The 21,741-nt window shown below is 68.2% G+C and carries 20 protein-coding genes; 6 read left to right on the forward strand and 14 right to left on the reverse strand.

Going from position 1 to position 21,741, the window contains the following annotated elements:
• Positions 1-29 precede the first annotated feature (29 nt).
• Positions 30-842, reverse strand: a complete 813-nt coding sequence (locus SPHPHY_RS0110640) for an ATP-binding protein (RefSeq protein ID WP_022686666.1) — start codon at positions 840-842, stop codon at positions 30-32.
• A 128-nt stretch (positions 843-970) separates the two neighbouring features.
• Here SPHPHY_RS0110640 and SPHPHY_RS0110645 point away from each other — a divergent pair, with 128 nt between their 5' ends.
• Entirely contained in the window at positions 971-2,011 is a 1,041-nt protein-coding gene (locus SPHPHY_RS0110645) for a mannose-1-phosphate guanylyltransferase/mannose-6-phosphate isomerase (protein WP_022686667.1), read from the forward strand.
• Positions 2,012-2,078: 67 nt separating this feature from the next.
• Here the strand turns inward: SPHPHY_RS0110645 and SPHPHY_RS0110650 are convergent, their stop codons facing one another.
• From SPHPHY_RS0110650 to SPHPHY_RS0110670, 5 genes are all read right to left on the reverse strand, one after another.
• Positions 2,079-2,561 carry a DUF3429 domain-containing protein gene (locus SPHPHY_RS0110650; RefSeq protein WP_231370404.1) on the reverse strand — a complete coding sequence of 161 codons (483 nt, stop codon included), beginning with the start codon at positions 2,559-2,561 and terminating at the stop codon, positions 2,079-2,081.
• Between the two features lie 10 nt (positions 2,562-2,571).
• A complete protein-coding gene (locus SPHPHY_RS0110655; protein WP_028056769.1) occupies positions 2,572-3,135 on the reverse strand; it encodes a Uma2 family endonuclease in 564 nt (187 codons plus the stop codon).
• 184 nt (positions 3,136-3,319) lie between these two features.
• The gene (groL, locus tag SPHPHY_RS0110660; RefSeq protein ID WP_022686670.1) at positions 3,320-4,963 is read right to left on the reverse strand and encodes a chaperonin GroEL; all 1,644 of its coding nucleotides are present in this window, start codon (positions 4,961-4,963) and stop codon (positions 3,320-3,322) included.
• Between the two features lie 53 nt (positions 4,964-5,016).
• The gene (gene groES, locus SPHPHY_RS0110665) at positions 5,017-5,304 is read right to left on the reverse strand and encodes a co-chaperone GroES (RefSeq protein WP_022686671.1); all 288 of its coding nucleotides are present in this window, start codon (positions 5,302-5,304) and stop codon (positions 5,017-5,019) included.
• A 128-nt stretch (positions 5,305-5,432) separates the two neighbouring features.
• Positions 5,433-6,953, reverse strand: a complete 1,521-nt coding sequence (locus SPHPHY_RS0110670; protein ID WP_331271020.1) for an MATE family efflux transporter — start codon at positions 6,951-6,953, stop codon at positions 5,433-5,435.
• Positions 6,954-7,022: 69 nt separating this feature from the next.
• On the opposite strand from SPHPHY_RS0110670, the gene sppA reads away from it, so the two are divergent.
• Entirely contained in the window at positions 7,023-8,894 is a 1,872-nt protein-coding gene (gene sppA, locus SPHPHY_RS0110675) for a signal peptide peptidase SppA (RefSeq protein WP_022686673.1), read from the forward strand.
• Positions 8,894-9,457, forward strand: coding sequence for an arsinothricin resistance N-acetyltransferase ArsN1 family B (locus tag SPHPHY_RS0110680; RefSeq protein WP_022686674.1), 564 nt, complete (start codon positions 8,894-8,896; stop codon positions 9,455-9,457). Before sppA ends, SPHPHY_RS0110680 begins: the two co-directional genes overlap by 1 nt.
• A 161-nt stretch (positions 9,458-9,618) precedes the next feature.
• On the opposite strand, the gene egtD is transcribed toward SPHPHY_RS0110680, so the two are convergent.
• From egtD to gluQRS, 5 genes are all read right to left on the reverse strand, one after another.
• Complete coding sequence (egtD, locus tag SPHPHY_RS0110685; RefSeq protein ID WP_022686675.1) at positions 9,619-10,596, reverse strand: L-histidine N(alpha)-methyltransferase; 978 nt, start codon at positions 10,594-10,596, stop codon at positions 9,619-9,621.
• Positions 10,597-10,600: 4 nt separating this feature from the next.
• Positions 10,601-11,860: an ergothioneine biosynthesis protein EgtB gene (gene egtB / locus SPHPHY_RS0110690; protein ID WP_051148304.1), complete on the reverse strand. Its 1,260-nt coding sequence runs from the start codon at positions 11,858-11,860 to the stop codon at positions 10,601-10,603.
• 53 nt (positions 11,861-11,913) lie between these two features.
• A complete protein-coding gene (locus SPHPHY_RS0110695; RefSeq protein WP_022686677.1) occupies positions 11,914-12,471 on the reverse strand; it encodes a cob(I)yrinic acid a,c-diamide adenosyltransferase in 558 nt (185 codons plus the stop codon).
• Positions 12,471-12,704, reverse strand: coding sequence for a twin transmembrane helix small protein (locus SPHPHY_RS0110700; RefSeq protein ID WP_022686678.1), 234 nt, complete (start codon positions 12,702-12,704; stop codon positions 12,471-12,473). Before SPHPHY_RS0110700 ends, SPHPHY_RS0110695 begins: the two co-directional genes overlap by 1 nt.
• A 65-nt stretch (positions 12,705-12,769) precedes the next feature.
• Positions 12,770-13,576: a tRNA glutamyl-Q(34) synthetase GluQRS gene (gene gluQRS / locus SPHPHY_RS0110705; protein ID WP_022686679.1), complete on the reverse strand. Its 807-nt coding sequence runs from the start codon at positions 13,574-13,576 to the stop codon at positions 12,770-12,772.
• 76 nt (positions 13,577-13,652) lie between these two features.
• On the opposite strand from gluQRS, the gene SPHPHY_RS0110710 reads away from it, so the two are divergent.
• The 3 genes from SPHPHY_RS0110710 (at position 13,653) to SPHPHY_RS0110720 (ending at position 16,862) form a co-directional block, all read left to right on the forward strand.
• A complete protein-coding gene (locus SPHPHY_RS0110710; protein ID WP_022686680.1) occupies positions 13,653-15,713 on the forward strand; it encodes a S9 family peptidase in 2,061 nt (686 codons plus the stop codon).
• Positions 15,714-15,912: 199 nt separating this feature from the next.
• The gene (locus SPHPHY_RS0110715; RefSeq protein ID WP_022686681.1) at positions 15,913-16,476 is read left to right on the forward strand and encodes a DedA family protein; all 564 of its coding nucleotides are present in this window, start codon (positions 15,913-15,915) and stop codon (positions 16,474-16,476) included.
• Positions 16,473-16,862 carry an acyl-CoA thioesterase gene (locus SPHPHY_RS0110720; protein WP_022686682.1) on the forward strand — a complete coding sequence of 130 codons (390 nt, stop codon included), beginning with the start codon at positions 16,473-16,475 and terminating at the stop codon, positions 16,860-16,862. Before SPHPHY_RS0110715 ends, SPHPHY_RS0110720 begins: the two co-directional genes overlap by 4 nt.
• A gap of 860 nt (positions 16,863-17,722) precedes the next feature.
• On the opposite strand, the gene tal is transcribed toward SPHPHY_RS0110720, so the two are convergent.
• The 3 genes from tal to rpiA all read right to left on the reverse strand — a co-directional run bounded on the left by tal (position 17,723) and on the right by rpiA (position 21,735).
• Complete coding sequence (gene tal, locus SPHPHY_RS0110725; protein WP_022686683.1) at positions 17,723-18,832, reverse strand: transaldolase; 1,110 nt, start codon at positions 18,830-18,832, stop codon at positions 17,723-17,725.
• An 81-nt stretch (positions 18,833-18,913) separates the two neighbouring features.
• On the reverse strand, positions 18,914-20,992 hold the full coding sequence (gene tkt / locus SPHPHY_RS0110730; protein WP_022686684.1) for a transketolase: 2,079 nt from the start codon (positions 20,990-20,992) through the stop codon (positions 18,914-18,916).
• A gap of 68 nt (positions 20,993-21,060) precedes the next feature.
• Positions 21,061-21,735: a ribose-5-phosphate isomerase RpiA gene (rpiA, locus tag SPHPHY_RS0110735; protein WP_022686685.1), complete on the reverse strand. Its 675-nt coding sequence runs from the start codon at positions 21,733-21,735 to the stop codon at positions 21,061-21,063.
• Positions 21,736-21,741 lie beyond the last annotated feature (6 nt).

Genomic DNA, 21,741 nt, shown 5'->3' on the forward strand with positions numbered 1-21,741 from the left:
GACCGCGAGGGATGCGGACGATCGCCGCTTTACTTGAGCGCCTTCCCCTCGCGCCCGGCCAGCTCGACGACATATTGCCACGCCACCCGTCCCGACCGGCTCCCGCGCCGCGTCGCCCATTGCACCGCATCGCCGGTATCGAACGGCAGCGCGTGCCGCTCGGCATAGCCGCGCACGATCGCGAGATACGCGTCCTGATCCACGACGTGGAACCCCAGGCTCAGCCCGAAGCGATCCGCCAGCGCCAGCTGATCGTCCACCGAATCGCGCGGGTTGATCGCGCTGCCCTGCTCGGCGATGTCGCGCGTCACCAGATGCCGGCGGTTCGAGGTGACGATCAGGCGCGCGTTCGCCGGCCGCGCCTCCGCCCCGCCCTCCAGCAACGAGCGCAGCACCCGCGCCTCCGCCGCCGCATCGAACCCGAGGTCGTCGAGAAAGATCGCATAGGCGCGCGCGCGCCCCGCCACCGCGTCGAACAACCGCGGCAGCGTATCCAGCCGGTCTGCCGCCACCTCGATCAGCGCCAGCGCGCCGCCCGAGGACTGCACGGCGCCCACCGCCGCCTTCACCAGCGCCGACTTGCCGGTCCCGCGCGCGCCCCACAGCAACGCATCCTGCGCCGCATGCCCGGCCGCCAGTCGCGTCAGATTGTCGAACAGCGCCTTCTTCTGCGCGTCCACGCCGTGGAGCAGCGGCAGCGGCAGCGGCGCGAAGTCGCGCGCCGCGGTCAGCACCGCGTCGCGCCACACATAGGCCGGATGCGCCAGCGGGTCTGCGGCGGCGGGCGGCGGCGGGGCCAGCCGCTCCAGCGCGGCGGCGATCCGGATCAGCGGGTCGGTCATCGCGCCCGGCTAATCCTCTGACGACGTTGCGGCAACGCAATAACGTTCCTAAAGGGAGCTTTGCGTCAGTCGGAGTGTTGTCGCGTCCGGGGCCAGGTTACGCCCCCTGGGGGAACAGGAGCGTCAATTTGACCGAAATCGTGCCGGTAATCCTTTCCGGCGGGTCGGGGACCCGCTTGTGGCCAATGTCGCGCCCGGAGAAGCCGAAGCAGATGCTCGCGCTGACCGCGAGCGATACGATGCTGCAATTGACTGCGGCACGCGCGCACGGCGATGCCTTCGCCGCGCCGATCGTCGTCGCCAATGCCGCCCACGCGGATGCCGTCGAGGAACAGCTCGGCGCGATCGGCGCGCAGCCTAGCGCGCTGATCCTCGAACCTGCCGGCCGCAACACCGCGCCCGCCATCGCGCTCGCCGCGCTCAGCGCCGGCGCTGACCAGGCGATGCTCGTCATGCCGTCGGACCATGTCATCGCGGACCGGGACGCCTTCCACGCCGCGATCCATGCCGCGCTGCCGCTGGTGGAACAGGGCTGGCTCATCACTTTCGGGATCACTCCCGACGCGCCGGAAACCGGCTATGGCTATATCAAGGTCGGCGACGAACTGGCGCCCGGCATCCACCGCGTCGCGCGCTTCGTCGAGAAGCCGAAGCGTGACGTCGCAGAGGCGATGATCGCCTCGGGCGACCATGCCTGGAACGGCGGCATCTTCCTCTTCCGCGCCGACGCCTACCTCGGTGCGCTGGAACGCTTCGCACCCGCGATCCTCGCCGCCGCGCGCAGCGCCTGTGCCGGCGCGCGACGCGAGGGCGTGCGCGTCTATCCCGACGCTGCCGCCTTCGCCGCCTCCCCCTCCGACTCGATCGACTATGCCGTTATGGAGAAGGCCGATCGCGTTGCGGTGGTGCCGGTCACGATGGGGTGGAGCGACGTCGGCAGCTGGGACGCGCTCCACGCGATCAGCGACCGCGACGATCGCGACAATGTCGTCTCCGGCGACGTGGTGATGCTCGACAGCCGCAACTGCCTGGTGCGCAGCGACGGAGCGCGGGTCGCGATGGTCGGGGTCGAGGACCTGATCGTCGTCGCCAGCGGCAACGACATCCTGATCCTTCCGCGCGGTCGAAGCCAGGACGTGAAGCTCCTGCTGGACGCGATGAAGAACTGAGCCGCCGCTCGCCTCCGACGGTACGCCTCGGGAGTTCGCCACCGCGTGACCTTCCGGGGCGACGGCCTCACCCGCTCATCAGCCACGTCCACGCCGCCGCCAGCCCCGCGCACCCGAGCAGTAGCTGCGGCGGACGCAGCCTCGCGAAATGCGCCGGCGCATTCCCCGCCAGTGCCGCGCGCCGGTCGAGCAACGCCGCCAGCGCATAGCCCACCGCCAGCAACGCCAGCGCGGTCGTCGCATAGGGTACCAACAACGCCAATCCCGCGATCGTGACATAGCCGACCGCCGCCACGATCTCGACCGCGGTCGACGCGCGCGGCGTCGCGAAGCCGAAGCCGCGCCGCACGCCGCCGATGAACGACAGGATCAGCGCGCCCCAGACGATCGCCAGTCGTATCGCCAGCATCCCCCAGCCGGGCGGCAGCACCCACGCACCGACGCCGGCCGCGACGAGCGGGAGCATCGGACCATAGCCGAAGACGATGCTGTCGATCGGGATTCGAGTGGCGGAAAGGCGGTTGCGCTGCTCCATCCCGCCCGAACGCACGGCGCGCTCTTCAGTCGCGCGCGAAGATCTCGGTATGCGGGATCGTCAGGTTCAGCGCCGGCAGCGGCACGTCGTGCGGCTGCGCGAACAGGTCGTCGCGCCACGATGTCGGGCCCAGCCGCTGGACGATGCGGGTCAGCTCGTTCTCCGGATCGACGAACACGATCGTGTCCACCGAGCGGAGCTCCCGATACCCCTCCAGCTTCGTGCCCTCGTCGATCTTCGCGGTGGAGGCGGACAGCACCTCGAAGATCACGACCGGATCGACGAAGGCACGTTGTTCCTCGCGTTCGGGGGTGGCGGGATTGCCGCAGAACACGCTCACGTCGGGATAGCGCAGCGACTGGTCCGACAGGCGTACGCCCATGTCCGAATTATACGCGCGGCACCCGGTGCCCCGCAGGCGCTGGTGCAGGAACGAGACAAGGTTGGTCGCCACGCGCGAATGCGCCGGCGTCCCGCCGGTCATCATCCGGATCACGCCGTCGACCAGCTCGAACTTGCGATCGGTCCCGAAGTCGATGTCCAGGAACTGTTCAACGGTGATGGGCTGGTAAAGCGGATCGTGTCGCATGGCCGCAGTATAGCGCTTTGCGACCGCCAAGACAAAGGGCCGGTGGATCGCTCCACCGGCCCTTCGCCGTTCGGGCATCGGCGCCGGCAAGGCCGCCGCCGTTGGTCGGGCGAAACCGGCTCTGCCGATCCGCCCGTCGTTCCGATCTCGTGCCGGGTGCGGCGTGCGCCGCACCCGTTCGACATCAGAAGTCCATGCCACCCATGCCGCCCATGCCGCCGCCGGCGGGCATGGCCGGGCCCTTGTCCTCGGGCAGTTCGGACACGGTCGCCTCGGTGGTGATCAGCAGGCCCGCAACGCTCGCGGCGTTCTGCAGCGCAGTGCGCACCACCTTGGTCGGATCGATCACGCCGGCCGCAACCAGGTTCTCGTACGTGTCAGTCGCGGCGTTGAAGCCCATCGTGGTGTCGTTGCCGTCGAGCAGCTTGCCCGAGACGACGGCGCCATCGTGGCCCGCGTTGCTGGCGATCTGGCGAACCAGCGCCGTCAACGACTTGCGGACGATGTCGATGCCGCGGGTCTGGTCCTCGTTGGCGCCCGTGAGCCCCTCGATCGCCTTCGTCGCGTACAGCAGCGCGGTGCCGCCGCCCGGGACGATGCCCTCTTCCACGGCGGCGCGGGTCGCATGCAGCGCGTCGTCGACGCGATCCTTGCGCTCCTTCACCTCGACCTCGGTCGAACCGCCGACCTTGATCACCGCGACGCCGCCGGCCAGCTTGGCGAGACGCTCCTGGAGCTTCTCGCGGTCGTAGTCGGAGGTGGTCACCTCGATCTGCTGACGGATCGCCTCGGTGCGGCCCTTGATCGCATCGGCCTCACCAGCACCGTCGACGATGGTGGTGTTGTCCTTGTCGATCGACACGCGCTTGGCGGTGCCCAGCATGCCCAGCGTCACGGTCTCGAGCTTGATGCCGAGATCCTCCGAGATCACCTCGCCCTTGGTCAGGACGGCGATGTCCTCGAGCATCGCCTTGCGGCGATCGCCGAAGCCCGGTGCCTTGACCGCTGCGACCTTCAGGCCGCCGCGCAGCTTGTTGACCACCAGCGTGGCCAGCGCCTCGCCCTCGATGTCCTCGGCGATGATCAGCAGCGGACGACCCGACTGCACGACGGCTTCCAGGATCGGGAGCATCGCCTGCAGGTTGCTGAGCTTCTTCTCGTGGATCAGGATGTACGGGTCGTTCAGTTCGACCGACATCTTCTCCGGGTTGGTGATGAAGTACGGCGACAGGTAACCGCGGTCGAACTGCATGCCCTCGACGACGTCGAGCTCGAAATCGAGACCCTTCGCTTCCTCGACGGTGATCACGCCTTCCTTGCCGACCCGCTCCATCGCTTCCGCGATCTTCTCGCCGACTTCACGGTCGCCGTTGGCCGAGATGATGCCGACCTGCGCGACTTCCGCCGAACCCGAGACCGGCTTCGAACGCGCCTTGATGTCCTCGACGACCTTGATGACCGCGATGTCGATGCCGCGCTTCAGGTCCATCGGGTTCATGCCGGCCGCAACCGACTTCATGCCCTCGCGCACGATCGCCTGCGCCAGGACGGTCGCGGTGGTCGTGCCGTCGCCGGCGATGTCGTTGGTCTTCGAGGCCACTTCGCGCACCATCTGCGCGCCCATGTTCTCGAACTTGTCCTTGAGCTCGATCTCCTTGGCGACGGTGACGCCGTCCTTGGTGATGCGCGGTGCGCCGAAGCTCTTGTCGATCACGACGTTGCGGCCCTTCGGCCCCAGCGTGACCTTGACTGCATCGGCGAGGATGTCGACGCCGCGCAGAATGCGCTCGCGCGCGTCGCGGCCGAATTTCACGTCCTTGGCTGCCATGTGGCTACCCTTTCAGATGAACGAATATTGGAAAAATAGAAGTGTCGGAAAGCTCAGGCGACGATGCCGAGAATGTCCGATTCCTTCATGATGAGCAGGTCTTCACCGTTGACCTTGACCTCGGTGCCGGACCACTTGCCGAACAGGATGCGATCCCCGGCCTTGACGTCGAGCGGGGAAACCTCGCCCTTGTCGTTCTTGGCGCCGGCGCCGGCGGCGACGACCTCGCCCTCCTGCGGCTTTTCCTTGGCAGTGTCGGGGATGATGATCCCGCCGGCCGTCTTCTCTTCTGCCTCAACGCGGCGAACGAGAACGCGGTCGTGCAACGGACGAAAGTTCATTGCTGTACCTCTCTGAAGGTATGTGACAGTTCTTTGGCACTCGACCCAGCCGAGTGCCAGCGACCCGCATATGTGGACCGTCCCTGCCGGGGTCAACGGCTGCGCGGCAAAAATTGTGGAACCGTCAGTCAGTCCGTGCGTGGCGTCAGACCGATGCGCTCGCGTGCCGACCACCGCCACAGCAGCAGCGCGGAGACCACGCCCAGTCCCACGGCCAGCCCCCACCAGATCCCAGCCGCACCCCAGCCGAACCCGAAGCCGAGCAAAATCGCGGTTCCGAACCCCGCGCCCCAATACCCCGAAACCTGGATCAGCATCGGCACGCGCGTGTCCTGCACGCCGCGCAACACGCCGGCGGCCACCGCCTGCGCGCCGTCGACCAGCTGGAAGATCGCGGCGATCCCCAGCAGTTGCACCGCCATCGTCGCCACCGCGGTCTCGCGCGCCGGATCGACGTACAGGCGCACCAGCCAGTGCGGCACCGCCCAGAACACCGTCGCGCTCAACACCATCACCGCGATCCCGCACAGCACCGCGACATTGCCGGCGCGCCCGATCCACGCCCGGTCGCCGGCACCATATGCGAAGCCGACGCGGATCGTGCCGGCCTGCGCCAGCCCGAACGGGATCTGGAACGCGATCGCCGCGATGTTGAGCGCCACCGCATGCGCATCGATCGCGGTGACGGAGATCAGCCCCATCAGCAGCCCCGCACCGCCGAACAATCCGCCCTCCGCCATCCAGCCGAGCGCGATCGGCGCACCCAGCCGCGCGATCTCCGCCATCCGCGACCATTCCGCGCGCCACCATTTGCCCAGCAGCCGGAACCGCCGCAGCTTCCGGTCGGTCAGCAGGATCACGACATAGGCCGCACAGGTGGCGATCGACGTCAGCACGCTGGCCAGCGCCGCGCCCTCCAGCCCCAGCGCGGGGAAACCGCCATGCCCGAAGACGAGGCACCAATTGGCGAGGATCGCGACCCCCAGCGCGACAGCGGTCACCACCAGCGCCCAGCCCGGCCGCCCCAGCGCCGCGGCCGTCAACCGGATCAGCGCCCCCATCACCGCCGGCACCACCGCCAGCGACAGGATGCGGCAGAACGCACCGGCCCGCGCCGCCACCGCCGCGTCCTGCCCCGCCAGCCGCAGCAGCGGGGCCGCACAATTCAGCACCACGATCACCAGCACCGATCCCAGCGCTGCCAGCCACATCGCCATCCGGAACGAGCGCCGGACCTGACGCACCGCCCCGACCCGCCGCCCCAGCGAGGCGGCGATCAACGGCTCGGCCGCGCCGACCAGTCCGATCAGCCCGAACGCGAGGATGTTGAAGACGAACACGCCCAGCGTCGCCGCCGCGAACTCGACCGGCCCCAGCCGCGCGACGAACACCACGTCGACCGCGAACACGGCCATCTGCAGCAGGTTGGCGCCGATCAGCGGCCCGGCCAGCGCCGCCAGCGCGCGCAACTCCGCTCCCCATGTCGGCGGCGGCGCCTGCGTCAGCGGCGCGAGGGTGGCGGGACCGTGCATCGCCGTGCCGTAGCGGGTCGCGAACGACGGCGAAAGCCGCCCGCGGTCACCTCGGATCGAGGCGGGCGTGGCGTGTCGTTCGTGGCGTGCCCCGACGATCGCGCCACCATTTACCACCAAACCGTATTGCCGCGGTCATACACGCGGGGCTACGGTCGCCGCACATAAGCGAAGGTGGCAGGAACGATGAAGCTGGTACGCGGCGCCTGGAAGCTGCTGGTCGGGATCAAGGACGCGCTCGTGCTCGTCGCGATGCTGCTGTTCTTTGCGGTGATCTTCGCCGCCCTCAATGCGCGTCAACGCCCGTCCGCGATCGGCGACGGCGCGCTGGTGCTGAAGCTCGACGGGCCGATCGTCGAGCAGCCGGAGGAGGTGCCGTTCACGGCGGTGCTCAGCGGCCAGCAGGTCGGCAAGCAATACCGGCTGCGCGACGTACTGCGCGCGATCGACACCGCCCGCACCGATGCGCGCGTCAAGGCGATCGTGCTCGATCTCGACCGCTTTGGCGGCGCCTACCCCGCTGCCCTCGGTGAGGTGCAGGCCGCGCTGTTGCGTGCGCGTACCGCGGGCAAGCCGGTGCTGGCCTTCGCCACCGCCTATACCGACGGCGGCTATCGCCTCGCCTCCGCCGCCAGCGAGATCTGGATGGACCCGCTCGGCGGCACGATGTTCGCCGGACCGGGCGGCAACCAGTTGTTCTACAAGGGGCTGATCGACAAGCTCGGCGTCAATGCGCACGTCTACCGCGTCGGCAAGTTCAAGTCGGCGGTCGAGCCTTATACCCGCACCGACCAAAGCCCGGAAGCGCGCGAGTCGTCGCAGGCGCTCTATGGCGCCTTGTTCGACCAGTGGCGCGAGGCGGTCGCGACCGCGCGTCCCAAGGCGCAGCTCGCTCCGTGGCTCAGCAACCCCGCGCAACTCATCGGCCAGGTTCAGGGCGACGTCTCGCGCGCCAACATCGCAACCGGGCTGGTCGACAAGCTGGGCGACCGCGTCGCCTTCGGCCGCCGCGTCGCACAACTGGCGGGTGGCGATGACAAGAAGGTCGCCGGCTGGTTCCGGACGATCGGCTACGACGCCTATGTCGCCGCCAGCCCCCTGCCGGGGAAGGGCAAGATCGGCGTCCTCACCGTCGCGGGCGAGATCGTCGACGGACAGGCCGGCGCCGGCAAGGCGGCGGGCGACACCGTTTCGAAGCTGCTCTACGACGGCCTCGCGACGAACGATCTGAAGGCGCTCGTCGTCCGCGTCGACTCGCCGGGCGGCTCGGTGCTGGCATCGGAGAAGATCCGGCTCGCGATCATGGAGGCCAAGCGCCGTGGCCTGCCGATCGTCGTCTCGATGGGCGGGCTCGCCGCGTCGGGCGGGTATTGGGTGTCGACCCCGGCGGATGTGATCTTTGCCGAACCCGGCACGATCACCGGCTCGATCGGCATCTTCGGGATCATCCCGACCTTCGAGAACACGCTGAAGAAGATCGGCTTGTCGAGCGACGGGGTGAAGACCACGCCGCTGTCCGGCCAGCCCGACGTGCTCGGCGGCACCACGCCGGAACTCGATGCGATCGTGCAGGCGGGGATCGAGCATGGCTACCTCCAGTTTCTCACCCGCGTGTCGCAGTCGCGCAAGCTGCCGATCGCGCGCGTCAACGAGATCGGGCAGGGTCGCGTCTGGATCGGCGGGATCGCGCAGCAACTGCGGCTCGTAGACCGCTTCGGCGGGCTCGACGACGCGCTGCAGGAGGCGGCGAAGCGCGCCAGGCTCGACAGCGCCGACGCGGTGTGGCTCGAAAAAAAGCCGGGCTTCGCGGCACAGGTCGCGCAGCAGGTCGCCAGTCAGGATGAGGACGACGATGCCGCCGCCCCTGCCGACGCGCTCGCGCGGATGACGTGGCAGCGCCAGCAGGCGTTCGCGTCGGCGTTGGGCGATGCGAAGCGTATGCTGAGCGGTGCAGCGGTCCGTGCGCAATGCCTCGAATGCGTCGGGCTCGGCCCGATCACCGCGCGCGCCGAGGACCGCAACCTGTGGCAGCTCGTCGTCGCCCGGATCGGCCTGTAATGGCGCAGGGTCCGATCGCGATCCGCGCCGCCACCGGCGACGATGCCGCCGCCATCGCGGCGATCTACACGCCGTTCGTGCTGTCGGGCACCGTCTCGTTCGAGAACGAGGCACCGGGCGCGGACGCGATGCGCGAGCGGATCGCCGCCTCCGACGGCTATTACCCGTGGCTTGTCGCGACGTCCGGCGAGGCGGTGCTCGGCTATGCCTACGCCACCCGCTTCCGCGATCGTCCCGCCTATCGCTACGTCGTGGAGACATCGATCTACGTCGCCGGTGCCACGCACGGCCAGGGCGTCGGACGCTTGCTGTACGAGGCGCTGGTCGACACGCTCCGCGCGCAGGGTTTCACCCAGGCGATCGGCGTCATCACGCTTCCCAACGACAGTTCGATCACGCTCCACGAAGCGGTCGGCTTCCGCCGCGCCGGCGTCTACCGCGAGGTCGGCTACAAGCAGGGCCGCTGGATCGACGTCGGGTTCTGGCAGTGCGAGCTAAACGACTCGGCCGTTCCCCCGATCGAGCCGAAGCCGTTCAGCGTCACCGGCGTCCGCCGCGACTGACGGTCTTCCACCACCTGTCGTAACCACTCCCGTCGTTGCGAGCCTAGCGAAGCAATCCAGGGCGTCCTGGTCCGGCGCCCAATAGCCTCGACACGCGCGCAATGACCGACGATTCTCGATCAGTCGCCCCTAACCACCGTCCGCGTCCGACCTCCCGATCCTTACGGTGCCGGCCGCTCGGCCTGCGCCTCGGCAAGGATCACAGCGAACTTGCCCTCGGCATCGGTCCATTCGCGCACCGGCGTCCACCCGCCTGCGCGCAGCAGGATGCGGGCATCGCGCTCACCGTATTTGTGGCTGTTCTCGGTGTGGATCGACTCGCCCGCCGTCATCGCGAATGCGCGACCTTCCACCATGAAGTCGACGTCGCGCGTCGCGACCAGGTGCATCTCGATCCGCGCGCGATCGTCGTTCCACCGCGCCTCGTGCGCGAACGCGTCGATCGGGATCGTGCCGTCCAGCTCGCGGTTGATCCGCTCCAGCAGGTTGCGGTTGAACGCCGCCGTCACCCCCGCCGCGTCGTCATAGGCGGGGATCAGCACCGCCGGGTCCTTGATCCGGTCCATCCCGATCAGCAGCATCGCGCCTTCCTTCAGCGAGGAGCGCATCGCGCGCAACAGCTCGACCGCGGCCAGCGGGATAAGGTTGCCGATCGTCGATCCCGGAAAGAACCCCAGCTTGGGCGCCGCGGCGATCGCCTGCGGCAGCGCGAGCGGCTTGGTGAAATCCGCCTCGAACGGCAGCACCAGCAGGTCCGGAAAGGCATCCGACAATTCGCGCGCCGACTGGCGCAGGAACTCGCCCGAAATGTCGATCGGCACATAGGACGACGGCTTCACGCAGCGCAGCACGGCGGGCGTCTTGGTCGAGGAACCGGAGCCGAACTCGACGACCGCCCGCCCCTCGCCCACCGCGGCGTGCAGGTCCGCGCACATGTCGTGGAGCAGCGCCGCTTCGGTCCGGGTCGGGTAATATTCCGGCAGATCCGTGATCTGCTCGAACAATTGCGAGCCGCGATGATCGTAGAACCACCGCGCGGGGATCGCGCGCGGACGCCGCGCCAGCCCCGCCAGCACGTCGGCGCGGAACTGCGGGTCGGCCAGCGTCACCTGCCCGTCTTCGAGTTCGGGTTTCAGCATCGCGTCAAAGGTCCTTTGCCAGCCGCACGCCGGTGAACTGCCAGCGCTGGTGCGGGTAGAAGAAGTTGCGGTAGCTCGCACGCGTATGGCCGCGCGGCGTTGCGCAGCTTCCGCCGCGCAGGACGAACTGCCCGTTCATGAACTTGCCGTTATACTCGCCGACCGCGCCCTCGACGGTGCGGAACCCCGGATAGGGGCGATACGCCGACCCGGTCCATTCCCACACGTCGCCGAAGAACGCCGGCCCGCCCGCGGAGGGGCGCGGCTCGACCGGTCCGGCATGGTCGAGCTGGTTGCCGCCCGCCGCATCGTGTGCCGCCGCCGCCGCTTCCCACTCGAATTCGGTCGGCAGCCGCGCGCCCGCCCAACTGGCATAGGCATCCGCCTCGTAGAAGCTGACATGCGTCACCGGCGCCGCCGGATCGACCGCGCGTCGCCCGTCCAGCCCGAAGCGCGTCCACGTTCCGTCACGGCTTTCCCAATACAGCGGCGCATCCACACGCTCGCGCTGCACCCACGCCCAGCCGTCCGACAGCCACAGCCGCGCGTCGCTATAGCCACCGTCGGCGATGAACGCCGCCCACTCGCCGTTGGTCACCGTCCGGTCGGCAAGTCCATGCGCCGGCAGCAGGGTGCGATGCCGCGGTCCCTCGCAGTCGAAGGCGAAACCGTCGCCGGCATGTCCGATCTCGACGATGCGCTCGGCGCTCTCGATCCACGCCACCGGCCCCGGCATCGCCACCGGCACCTTGCGCTCCGCGGCCCAGATCGCGGGCTCCAGCGGGTTCTCGGAAAACAGGTGCAGCACGTCCGTGACCAGCAATTCCTGATGCTGCTCCTCGTGATGGCAGCCCAGCGCGACCAGCTCCAGCGCCGCTGTCGGCAACGTGTCGATCGCCGCCAGCACCGCCTTGTCCACCGCCGCGCGATACGCCAGCACCTCGTCCAGCGTCGGACGCGTCACCATTCCGCGCCGCCCGCGCGCATGCCGTCGACCCTCGGCCTCGTAGTAACTATTGAACAGGAACGGGAAGCGTTCGTCGTGGCGCTGATAGCCCGCGACATGGTCGCGCAGCACGAACGTCTCGAAGAACCAGGTGGTATGCGCCAGATGCCATTTCGCCGGGGAGGCATCCTCCATCGACTGCACCGTGGCATCGGCGTCGGAGAGCGGCGCGACCAGCGCCTCGCTCAACCGCCGGACCTGCGCATAACGCGCGGCCAACGGACTAATCCCGGCGTCGGGCCGGGTGCGGGCTTCCATGGTCGTCCTCCTGCAGCCACCCGGGGGAACGGGCGTGCACGGGACTGCCTAGTTTATCGGTTTGCCCCTGCGACCCACAGAACGTCTCCACCTGCGTTAAGGTTCACGTGCCGGCATGCCACGAAAAGAAAATCGGACAGCCGGTTGAGGTAGACCAGGGCCTGCGTGTTGGCATGCGGCGCCAGCGCCACCGCGGAGCGTTCCGCGCGCCGTACGATCGCGCGCGCCAGATGCAGCGACGCCGCCGCCCCGCCCGGCAGCACGAAGCTGGTCAGCGGCGGAACATGCTCGTTCAGCGCATCGATCTCCGCCTCGATCCGCGCCACCTGTGCCGACACGATCCGCAGCGTCATCGCGCCCGGCTCGTAATCGTCGCCCGGCGTCGCGAGATCGGCGCCGAGATCGAACAAGTCGTTCTGCACCCGCGTCAGCTGCGCGATCAGCGCCTCGTCCGTAAGCGCGGCGATCGCCACGCCGATCGCACTGTTGGCCTCGTCGACGTCGCCGATCGCCTGCATCCGTACGTCCGTCTTGGCGATGCGGCTGCCGTCCGACAGCCCCGTCGTGCCCTCGTCGCCGGTCCGGGTGTAGATGCGGTTCAGCCGAACCATCAGGTCCGCCCGGCGGCGAACAGGATGACGACCACGATCAGCACCGCCAGCGCCTGATAGAAGATGCGCATCTGCATCATCCGGTTCGATTTCAGCTGCGCCGCGCTCGGCCCGCCGCCTTCACCGCGCACGTCGTCGGTGGCGGACTGGAGGAAGGAGACGATGCCGCGCACCAGCGCGACCACCGTGGCGATCATCGCCGCGACCAGCAGGATGACGAGGAACGTGTTCATGCCCGCAATGTAAGCGCTCCTACGCCGCCCGGCAACGTCCGGCGCATCCGCCGCGATGCGACGAACTACGCGATTTGCCCCGCCCGCAACCGCGCCGCCACCGCGGCCCCGTCCAGCCCCGCCGCCCGCATGTCCGCCAGCGCCGGCGCCCCGTGCCGCTTCGCCAGTCGCGCGCCATCCGCACCCGTCAGCAGCGGGTGGTGCCACCACCGCGGCACCGCCAGTCCCAGCAGCGCCTGCAGGATCCGGTGCACGTGCGTCGCCGCGAACAGATCGCAGCCCCGCACGACATCGGTCACACCCTGCGCCGCATCGTCGACGGTCACCGCCAGGTGATAGCTCGCCGGCGCATCCTTGCGCGCCAGCACCACGTCGCCCTGCGCCAGCGCCTCGTTCGTCACCACGCGGCCATGATCGGTCCACGACGGCGCGCCGCACCGCGCCACTGCCGCCGCCATGTCGATCCGCCAGCAATGCGGCGCATCGCGCTCGCGGCTTCCGCGACATGTGCCCGGATAGGCCGCCACCTGCCCGTGCGGCGCGCTCATCGCCCCGGCGATCTCGGCACGCGTGCAATAACAACGGTACATCAACCCCAGGCTGCGCAACCGCTCCAGCGCCGCGGCATAGAGATCGAGCCGCGCCGACTGGAACGCCACCTCCCCGTCCCACGCCAGCCCCAGCCAGCGCAGGTCCGCGAGGATCGTCGCGACATGCTCGGCGCGGCTGCGCGTCCCGTCTATATCCTCGATCCGCAGCAGGAAGCGCCCGCCGCGCTCGCGCGCGAAATCATGCGCGCGGATCGCGGCATAGGCATGCCCCATGTGCAGCCGCCCGGTCGGCGACGGCGCGAAGCGGGTGGTGACGCTCATGCCGCGCGATGTGCGCCGCACGCTGCCCGCGGACAAGAGGGTGACGGATCGCGATCCGGCGCGTTAGGAGGGGTATATGACCGAACCCACGCCGCCCGTCGCCGCTACCCGCCCACACAGCTTCACGATGCATGGCATCACCATCGACGATCCGTACGCGTGGTTGAAGGACCCGAACTACCCCGACGTCACCGACAAGCAGGTGCTGGCGTATCTCGAACAGGAAAACGCGTATTTCGAGGCGCAGATGGCGCCGCACCGCCCGCTCGTCGACCGGCTCTACGAAGAGATGAAGGCGCGCATCAAGGAAGACGAATCGAGCGTGCCGCAGAAGGACGGCGACCACCTCTACTGGACCGCCTACGAGACCGGCGGCCAATACCGCAAATGGTGGCGCAAGCCGCTCGCCGGTGGGCCGGACGAGCTCCTGCTCGACGAACCGGCGCTGGCGGAAGGCAAGGAATATTTCCGCCTCGGCGCGTTCGCGATCTCGAACGATGCGACGAAGCTCGCCTATGCCATCGACGACAACGGGTCGGAACGCTTCACGATCCACGTCAAGGATCTGGCCACCGGCGCGCTGCTGCCGGACACGATCCCGGGGATGTTGTCGGAGATCGTCTGGACCGCCGACGACAGCGGCTTCCTCTACGGGCTCGCCAACAAGGAATGGCGCACCGACAATGCGCGGTTCCATCGGCTCGGCAGCGACCCTGCCGAAGACCTCGAGCTATTCCACGAGGATGACGAGGGATACCGGGTGGCGGTCGGCGAGACCAGCGACCGGCAATGGATCGTCATCGGCACCGGCGACCACGTCACCAGCGAGATCCGGCTGCTGCCCGCGAACGATCCGTTCGCCGAACCGATCCTGGTCGCGCCGCGGCTGCCCGGCCGCGAATATGACGTCGATACGCACGGCGATACGTTGTTCATCCATACCAACGACACCGATCCGATGTGGCGGCTGGTCACCGCGCCGATCACCGCCCCCGGCGAGTGGAGCGAGCGTATTGCGCCGAGCGCGCATTTCTACATGACCGGGGTGGAGTGTTTCCGCGATTTCTTCATCGTCGACGGACGCGAGGACGGGCTCGATCAGATCGAAATCCACGCCTACGATGCCGCCACACCACCGCGTCGCATCGCCTTTCCCGAGCCGAGCTACGCCGCAGGCATCGGTGATAATCCTGAGTATGATCAAACAGTTCTTCGGCTCGGCTATGAGTCGATGGTAACGCCGGGCACCGTCTACGACTATGATACCGCCACGGGCGAGCTCACCACGCTCAAGGTGCAGGAAATCCCCAGCGGCTATGACGCGGGCGGCTATGCGACCGAGCGGCTGAAGATCAGCGCGCGGGACGGCACGCAGGTGCCGGTCTCGATTGTCTATCCGCGAGACTTCCCGCGCGATGGATCGCGCCCGCTGTTCCTCTACGCTTATGGTGCCTACGGACATGCGATCCCGCCGGGTTTCTCGACAGGACGGCTCAGCCTGCTTGACCGCGGCTTCGCCTATGCCATCGCACACATCCGCGGCGGTGATGACCTTGGCCAGCAATGGTATCACGACGGCAAGCTGGAAAAACGTTCCAATACATTCAATGACTTCGTGGATGTTGCTAAGGGGCTGATCGAGCAAGGCTGGACCAGTGCCGGTCGGATCGCGATCGCCGGCCGCTCGGCGGGCGGCGAGTTGATGGGCGCGGTCGTGAACTCCGATCCGGGCCTGTGGGGCGCGGTGATCGCCGATGTGCCGTTCGTCGATGTGCTCAACACGATGCTGGACGAGACGCTACCGCTCACGCCCGGCGAATGGCCGGAATGGGGCAACCCGATCGAAGACCGCGAAGCGTTCGAGCTGATCCGTAGCTACTCTCCCTATGACAATGTAAAAGAGCAGGATTATCCACCGCTCTTCATCTCCGGCGGCCTTAACGATCCGCGGGTTACCTATTGGGAGCCCGCCAAATGGGCGGCGAAGCTGCGCGCGACGAAGACCGACCACAATCTGCTGCTGCTCAAGACCAACATGGGCGCGGGCCACGGCGGAAAGTCCGGCCGCTTCGAAAGCTTGCGCGAAGCGGCCGAGGAACACGCTTTCGTGCTCTGGCAATTGGGCGTGGCGGGGTGAAGTCGGGTCCCTGTCCGCCCGGTCGGGATCACGCCTGGCCGCTCGCTTTGCACATGTCGGGCACACACCTCGACGTGAAGGGCGCGGGCGGCGCAAGTCGCGCCCGCCCGCTATCGATGTGCGCGGCGCGGCGTGATCCGATCCTTGTCCCGGTGGGGCGCCACCTCGTTCACCGATCGCGCGAGGTCGACGTACCACGATGACGATCGAGGCGATCGTCGCCCGCTACGGTCTCGCCGCGCTGTTCGCGGGCGCCGCGCTGGAGGGTGAGGCCGCGGTGATCGCTGGCGGCGTCCTCGCGCACAAGGGGCTGCTCTCGCTTCCCCTCGCGATGCTCGCCGCCGGGCTGGGTTCGTACACCGCCGATCAGGCGTGGTTCTACGCCGGTCGACGCTTTCGCGACCATCGCTGGATCGTGGCCGCGCGTGCCAAGCCCGCCTTCGCACGCGCGGTCGCTGCGTTCGAGCGCCACCCGACCGGCTTCATCTTCGCGTTCCGCTTCCTCTATGGCCTGCGCACCGTCAGTCCGATCGCGATCGGCTCGACGCAGGTGTCGCCGCGACTCTTCGCGATCGTCAACGCTGCGTCCGCCGCCTGCTGGGCAATGCTCTTCACGGGGCTCGGCTACGTCTTCGGCCACGGGTTCGAGCAACTGCTCGGCCGGCTGGCCGCCAATCGTCACCTGTGGTGGGCGATCGGTGCGCTGCTGGCGGCGGGCGTCGCGTTTGCGGGGTGGCGCTGGTACAGGAGCCGTCACGCATGACCTTCACGCACGCCTTCACCGCACAGCCCGCCGACATCGACGAACTCGGCCACGTCAACAATGCCGTCTGGGTGCGGTGGATTCAGGATCTGTCGGTCGCGCATTGGGCCGCGATCGCGCCGCCCGCGCATCAGGCTGCCTATGTCTGGGTGATCACCCGTCATGTCATCGATTATCGCGGCAATGTCGTGGAAGGCGAGACAGTTACGGGCGAAACCTGGGTTCCGGACGCACCTCGCGGCGCGCGTTTCGACCGGCACTTCCGCTTCCTCGGCACCGACGGCAAGACGCGTGTCGAGGGCGTGACGACGTGGGCGCTGCTCGACCGCGCGACCGGCCGCCTGCTCCGCATCACCGCCGAGATCGCCGCGCCGTTCCTTGCGTAGCGCACGGTTGGTGTCGAGACGACGTTCGGCGGCGCGGCTGACAGCGCCGGCCCCGCCGACGCCGCCAATCCGGGCACGCCTTGATCGCACTACCACTCGGCTGCGCCGCGTCACCGCGTCGTCTAAGCATAATCACATGCCGTCCGTGTCGAGCAGCGGTACAGCGGCGCGGCTGACAACACCCGCGTCCACGACATCACGATGCGGGTGCGCCTCGTCCGCGCCCTACTCGGCCGCTCAGCCTTACCGCATCAGCCTGGACGTAACTGCCCCCCGTTCTTGTCTGGGAGCAGCCCGCGCGCGCGGATTACGACGCCGATGTGGCCGGCACAACCAATGCGGGCACGCTTTTGCCGCTCTGCCGCTCGGCATCGCCGCACCGTTCCGGGCATAATCGCACGCGGTCCCTGTCGAAAAGCGGCCCAGCGGTGCCGATAACAGCACCCGCACATACGGCATGAAGGTGCGGGCACGCCTCGCCCGCACCACCGCTCGGCCATTCGGCTACACCGCGCCGTTCCAGGCAGAACCACATGCCGCGCGTGTCGCGGAGCGGTCCAGCGGCGCGTACGACAACACCCGCGTCCGCGACATGACGATCTGGGCGCAACTTCACCCGCGCGGCGGCCAGCCGCTCCGCATCGCCGCAAGATCGCCACGCCGCATAACCACCCGCCGTTGGCGCCGAGAAGCCGTCGCCGGAAACCAAATGGCCGCCTCGAACCGCAATCGCCCGTGCCTGTCGACAGCAAACCTGGCGCCGCCTGTCCTCCCCCGGGGGTTAAAGGAGGGAACGGAAACGCAACGAAAAAGGCGGAGGCCGTTGCCAGCCCCCGCCCCACATTTTACCGGTAAACCGCTTACGCGTTCGCGGGCTGCTTCTCGGAAATCACTTTCAGGAGATCGTCGAACGACTTGGAAAAGCTCGAGACCCCTTCCTCGACCAGCGTCTTCGTCACGCCATCGAGGTCGAGCCCCAGCCGCGCCTGCTCGGCGATCACATGCCGCGCATCGTCGACGTCCTGCGTCAGCGTCTCCGCGACGGTCCCATGGTCACGGAACGCATCCATCGTCTTCGGCGGCATCGTGTTGACGGTGTCCGGCCCGATCAGCGCATCGACGTAGAGCGTATCGGGATAGTCGGGGTTCTTGGTCCCCGTCGACGCCCACAACAGCCGCTGCGGCTGCGCCCCCTTCGCCGCCAGCTTCTGCCAGCGGTCGGACGCGATGAACTCCTGATACCAGGCATAGGCCAGCTTGGCATTCGCGATCGCGACCTTGCCCTTCAGCGCCTTTGCCGCGTCACCACCGGTGCCGGCGTCGATCGCATCGTCGATCTTGCTGTCGATGCGGCTGACGAAGAAGCTTGCCACGCTCGCGATGCGGTCGATCGCCATGTCCTTCGACGCGCGCTCTTCCAGCCCCTCGACATAGGCCATCGCGACGTTCTTGTACGCCTCGACCCCGAACAGCAACGTCACGTTGACGTTGATGCCCTTGGCGATCGTGTCGCGGATCGCGCGAACGCCGTCGTCGGTGCCGGGGATCTTGATCATCAGGTTCGGACGATCGACGGCCTGCCACAGCCGCTCGGCCTCTTCCGCCGTCTCCGGTCCCTTCAGCGCCAGATACGGCGATACCTCGAGGCTGACATAGCCATCCTTCGAGTCCAGCCGGTCATAGACGGGACGCAGCGTGTCGCACGCCGCCTGGATGTCCTTGACCGCCTGCGCTTCGTAGCGTGCCATGGGCTCGGCGCCCGGCGTCGCCTTGTCGAACTCGGCAAAGCCGACGTCATAGGCATCGCCCGCCCCCATCGCCTTTTCGAAGATCGTCGGGTTGGAGGTGACGCCAGTCAGTCCGTCGGCATCGACCAGCTTCTGCAAGCCGCCTTGTTCCAGGAACTTACGGTCGACGAAGTCCAGCCACACCGCGGTGCCGGCGTTGCTGAGGTCCTGTAGCTTGCTCATCCCGATCTCCAATCTCGTATATCGTTCGCCACGCCTGGCGTCGCCGGCCGATATAGGGATCGACCGGCGCCGCGGCGACGGTTAGCGCGTTTGTTCGATCGACTCCTTCGCCACCTTCACGACATTGTCGACCGTGAAGCCGAACTTGTCCTGCAGCTTGGCGAGCGGCGCCGACGCGCCGAACGTCGACATCGTCACCTGCCGGCCCTCGTAGCCGACGTAGCGATCCCAGCCGAGCGACCCGGCCATCTCGATCGCGACGCGCGCCTTCACCGCCTTGGGCAGCACGCTTTCCTTGTAGGCCGCATCCTGCAATTCGTAGCGGTACCAGCTCGGCAGCGACACGACCCGCGCCTTCACGCCATCCGCGACCAGCTTCTCATAGGCCTGCACCGCCAGCGACACTTCGGAGCCGGTCGCGATCAGGATCACGTCCGGCGTCTCCTCGCCGCCCGCCAGTACGTAGCCTCCCTTCTCGACGCCGTCCGCGCTCGCATATTTCGTGCGGTCGAGCGTCGGCAGCGCCTGCCGCGACAACACCAGCGCCGCCGGCGTGCTGGCATCCTTCATCACCGCGCGCCACGCCGCCGCCACCTCGTTGGCATCGCCCGGACGGATCGTGTCGAGGCCGGGGATCGCGCGCAGCGTCGCCAGGTGCTCGATCGGCTGGTGGGTCGGCCCGTCCTCGCCGACGCCGATCGAATCGTGCGTGAACACCCACACCGCGCCGATCTCCATGATCGCCGACAACCGCACCGGGGCGCGCATGTAATCGAGGAAGACCAGGAACGTGGAGCCGTAGGCGCGGATATGCGACAGCGACATGCCGTTCACGACCGCGCCCATCGCATGCTCGCGCACGCCGAAGTGGAAGTTCGTACCGCCATAATTCGACGCCTCGAACGACGGCGCGCCCTTGATGTCGGTCTTGGTCGACGGCGCGAGGTCCGCGGAGCCGCCGAGCAGCCACGGCACGTTCTTGACGATGGCGTTCAACACCTTGCCGCCCGCGTCGCGGCTCGCCACGCCCTTCTCGTCCGCCTCGAACACCGGGATGTCGCTGTCCCAGCCGTCGGGAAGCTCGTCCTTCAGCAACAGGTCGAGTTCTCCGGCGAGTTCAGGGTGTTCGCCGCGGTACTTCTCGAACAATGCGACCCATTCGTCACGCAGCGCGCCGCCGCGGTCCGCCACCGACTTGCCGAATGCCTCCTTCACGCCCTCGGGCACGAAAAAGTCCTCCTGCGGCCAGCCATAGGCCTCCTTGGTCTTGGCGATGTTCTCGGCGCCCAGCGGCTCGCCGTGCGCCTTCTCGCTGCCGGCACGTGGGCTGCCCCAGCCGATCACCGAATGCACGACGATGAACGTCGGGCGCTCCTGCTCGTCGCGGAACGACTGCAACGCCGCCTTCAGGGCGCCGATGTCGTTGGCGTCGTCGACGTGGATCACGTTCCAGCCATAGGCTTCGAAACGCTTGCCGACGTCTTCGTCGAACGCCAGCTCGGTGCCGCCCTCGATCGAGATGTGGTTGCTGTCGTACAGCCAGCACAGGTTGCTGAGCTTCAGATGCCCGGCCAGCGACGCCGCCTCGGCGGAGACGCCCTCCATCATGTCGCCGTCACCGCACAAGGTGTAGACGTCGTGATCGAACAGCGCGAAGCCCGGTCGGTTGTAGCGTGCCGCGAGCCAGCGCTCGGCGATCGCCATGCCCACCGAATTGCCGCAGCCCGCGCCCAACGGACCGGTCGTCGTCTCGACGCCGGTGGTGTGGCGATATTCGGGATGGCCCGGCGTCTTCGACGACAGCTGCCGGAACTGCTTGATATCGTCCAGCGACATCGCCGGCTTGCCGCTCTTCTCACCGTCGGCGCCGATCTCCTCGACACCGGCGAGGTACAGCAGCGAATAGAGCAGCATCGACGCATGGCCGACCGACAGCACGAAGCGATCGCGGTTCGGCCAGTCGGCATGCGCCGGATCGTAGCGCAGGAACTGCGTCCAGATCGTCCAGCCGACCGGCGCCAGCGCCATCGGCGTGCCGGGATGGCCCGAATTGGCCTTCTGCACCGCGTCCATGGACAGGGTGCGGATCGTGTCGATTTGCAGCCGCTCCGGGCTGCCGTCCTCATGGATGCCGGTGGGCGACGTGGCGATATCGGTCATGCAGGCCTCGTGTCGGGGGTCAGCGGTCGAACGCACCGGCGCGGTGCCGGTTGCCGAGTCCCGCCTCCTTAACCGCTCGCTTCCCCGCGTTCCAGCCGCGTAACGATTCCATCTGCTGCGATATAAGCCGCATTGACTTCGCTGAGGAACAGTCCGTGCCCCAGCACGCCGGGGGTTGAATCCAGGGTCGTGGCCAGCCCGCGCGCGGCCGGAAACGCCGCAAACCGTGCGTCGAGCACGAGATTGCCGTTGTCGGTCACGCCGTCGCGCGCCACCACCGCTGCGCCCAGTGCCTCCAGCCGCGCCGTCACGAACGCTCGCGCGAACGGCAGCACCTCGACCGGCAGCTTGGCGGCGCCGATCGCCTCGACCCGCTTGGAAGCGTCGGCGATCACCACCATCCGCGTCGAGGCGGCCGCGACGATCTTCTCGCGCAGCATCGCGCCGCCCGCGCCCTTGATCGCCCACAGCCGGGCGTCGATCTCGTCCGCGCCATCGATCGTCAGGTCGACCCGTGCGACCGTCGCGAAATCGCGCACCGCGATCCCCAGCGCCGCCGCTCGCCGCGCGCTATCCAGGCTGGTCGCCACCGCCTCGACGCGCAGCCCGTCGCCCACGCGGCGCCCGAGCGCCTCGATCGCGAAGCGCACCGTCGATCCGGTCCCGAGCCCGACGCGCATCCCGTCGCGCACTTCCGCCACCGCCGCTTCCGCCGCGGCGCGCTTGTCGTCGTCCTGGTTCATCGCGGC

It is taken from the genome of Sphingomonas phyllosphaerae 5.2, assembly GCF_000419605.1.
In the GTDB taxonomy this organism is placed as follows: domain Bacteria; phylum Pseudomonadota; class Alphaproteobacteria; order Sphingomonadales; family Sphingomonadaceae; genus Sphingomonas; species Sphingomonas phyllosphaerae_B.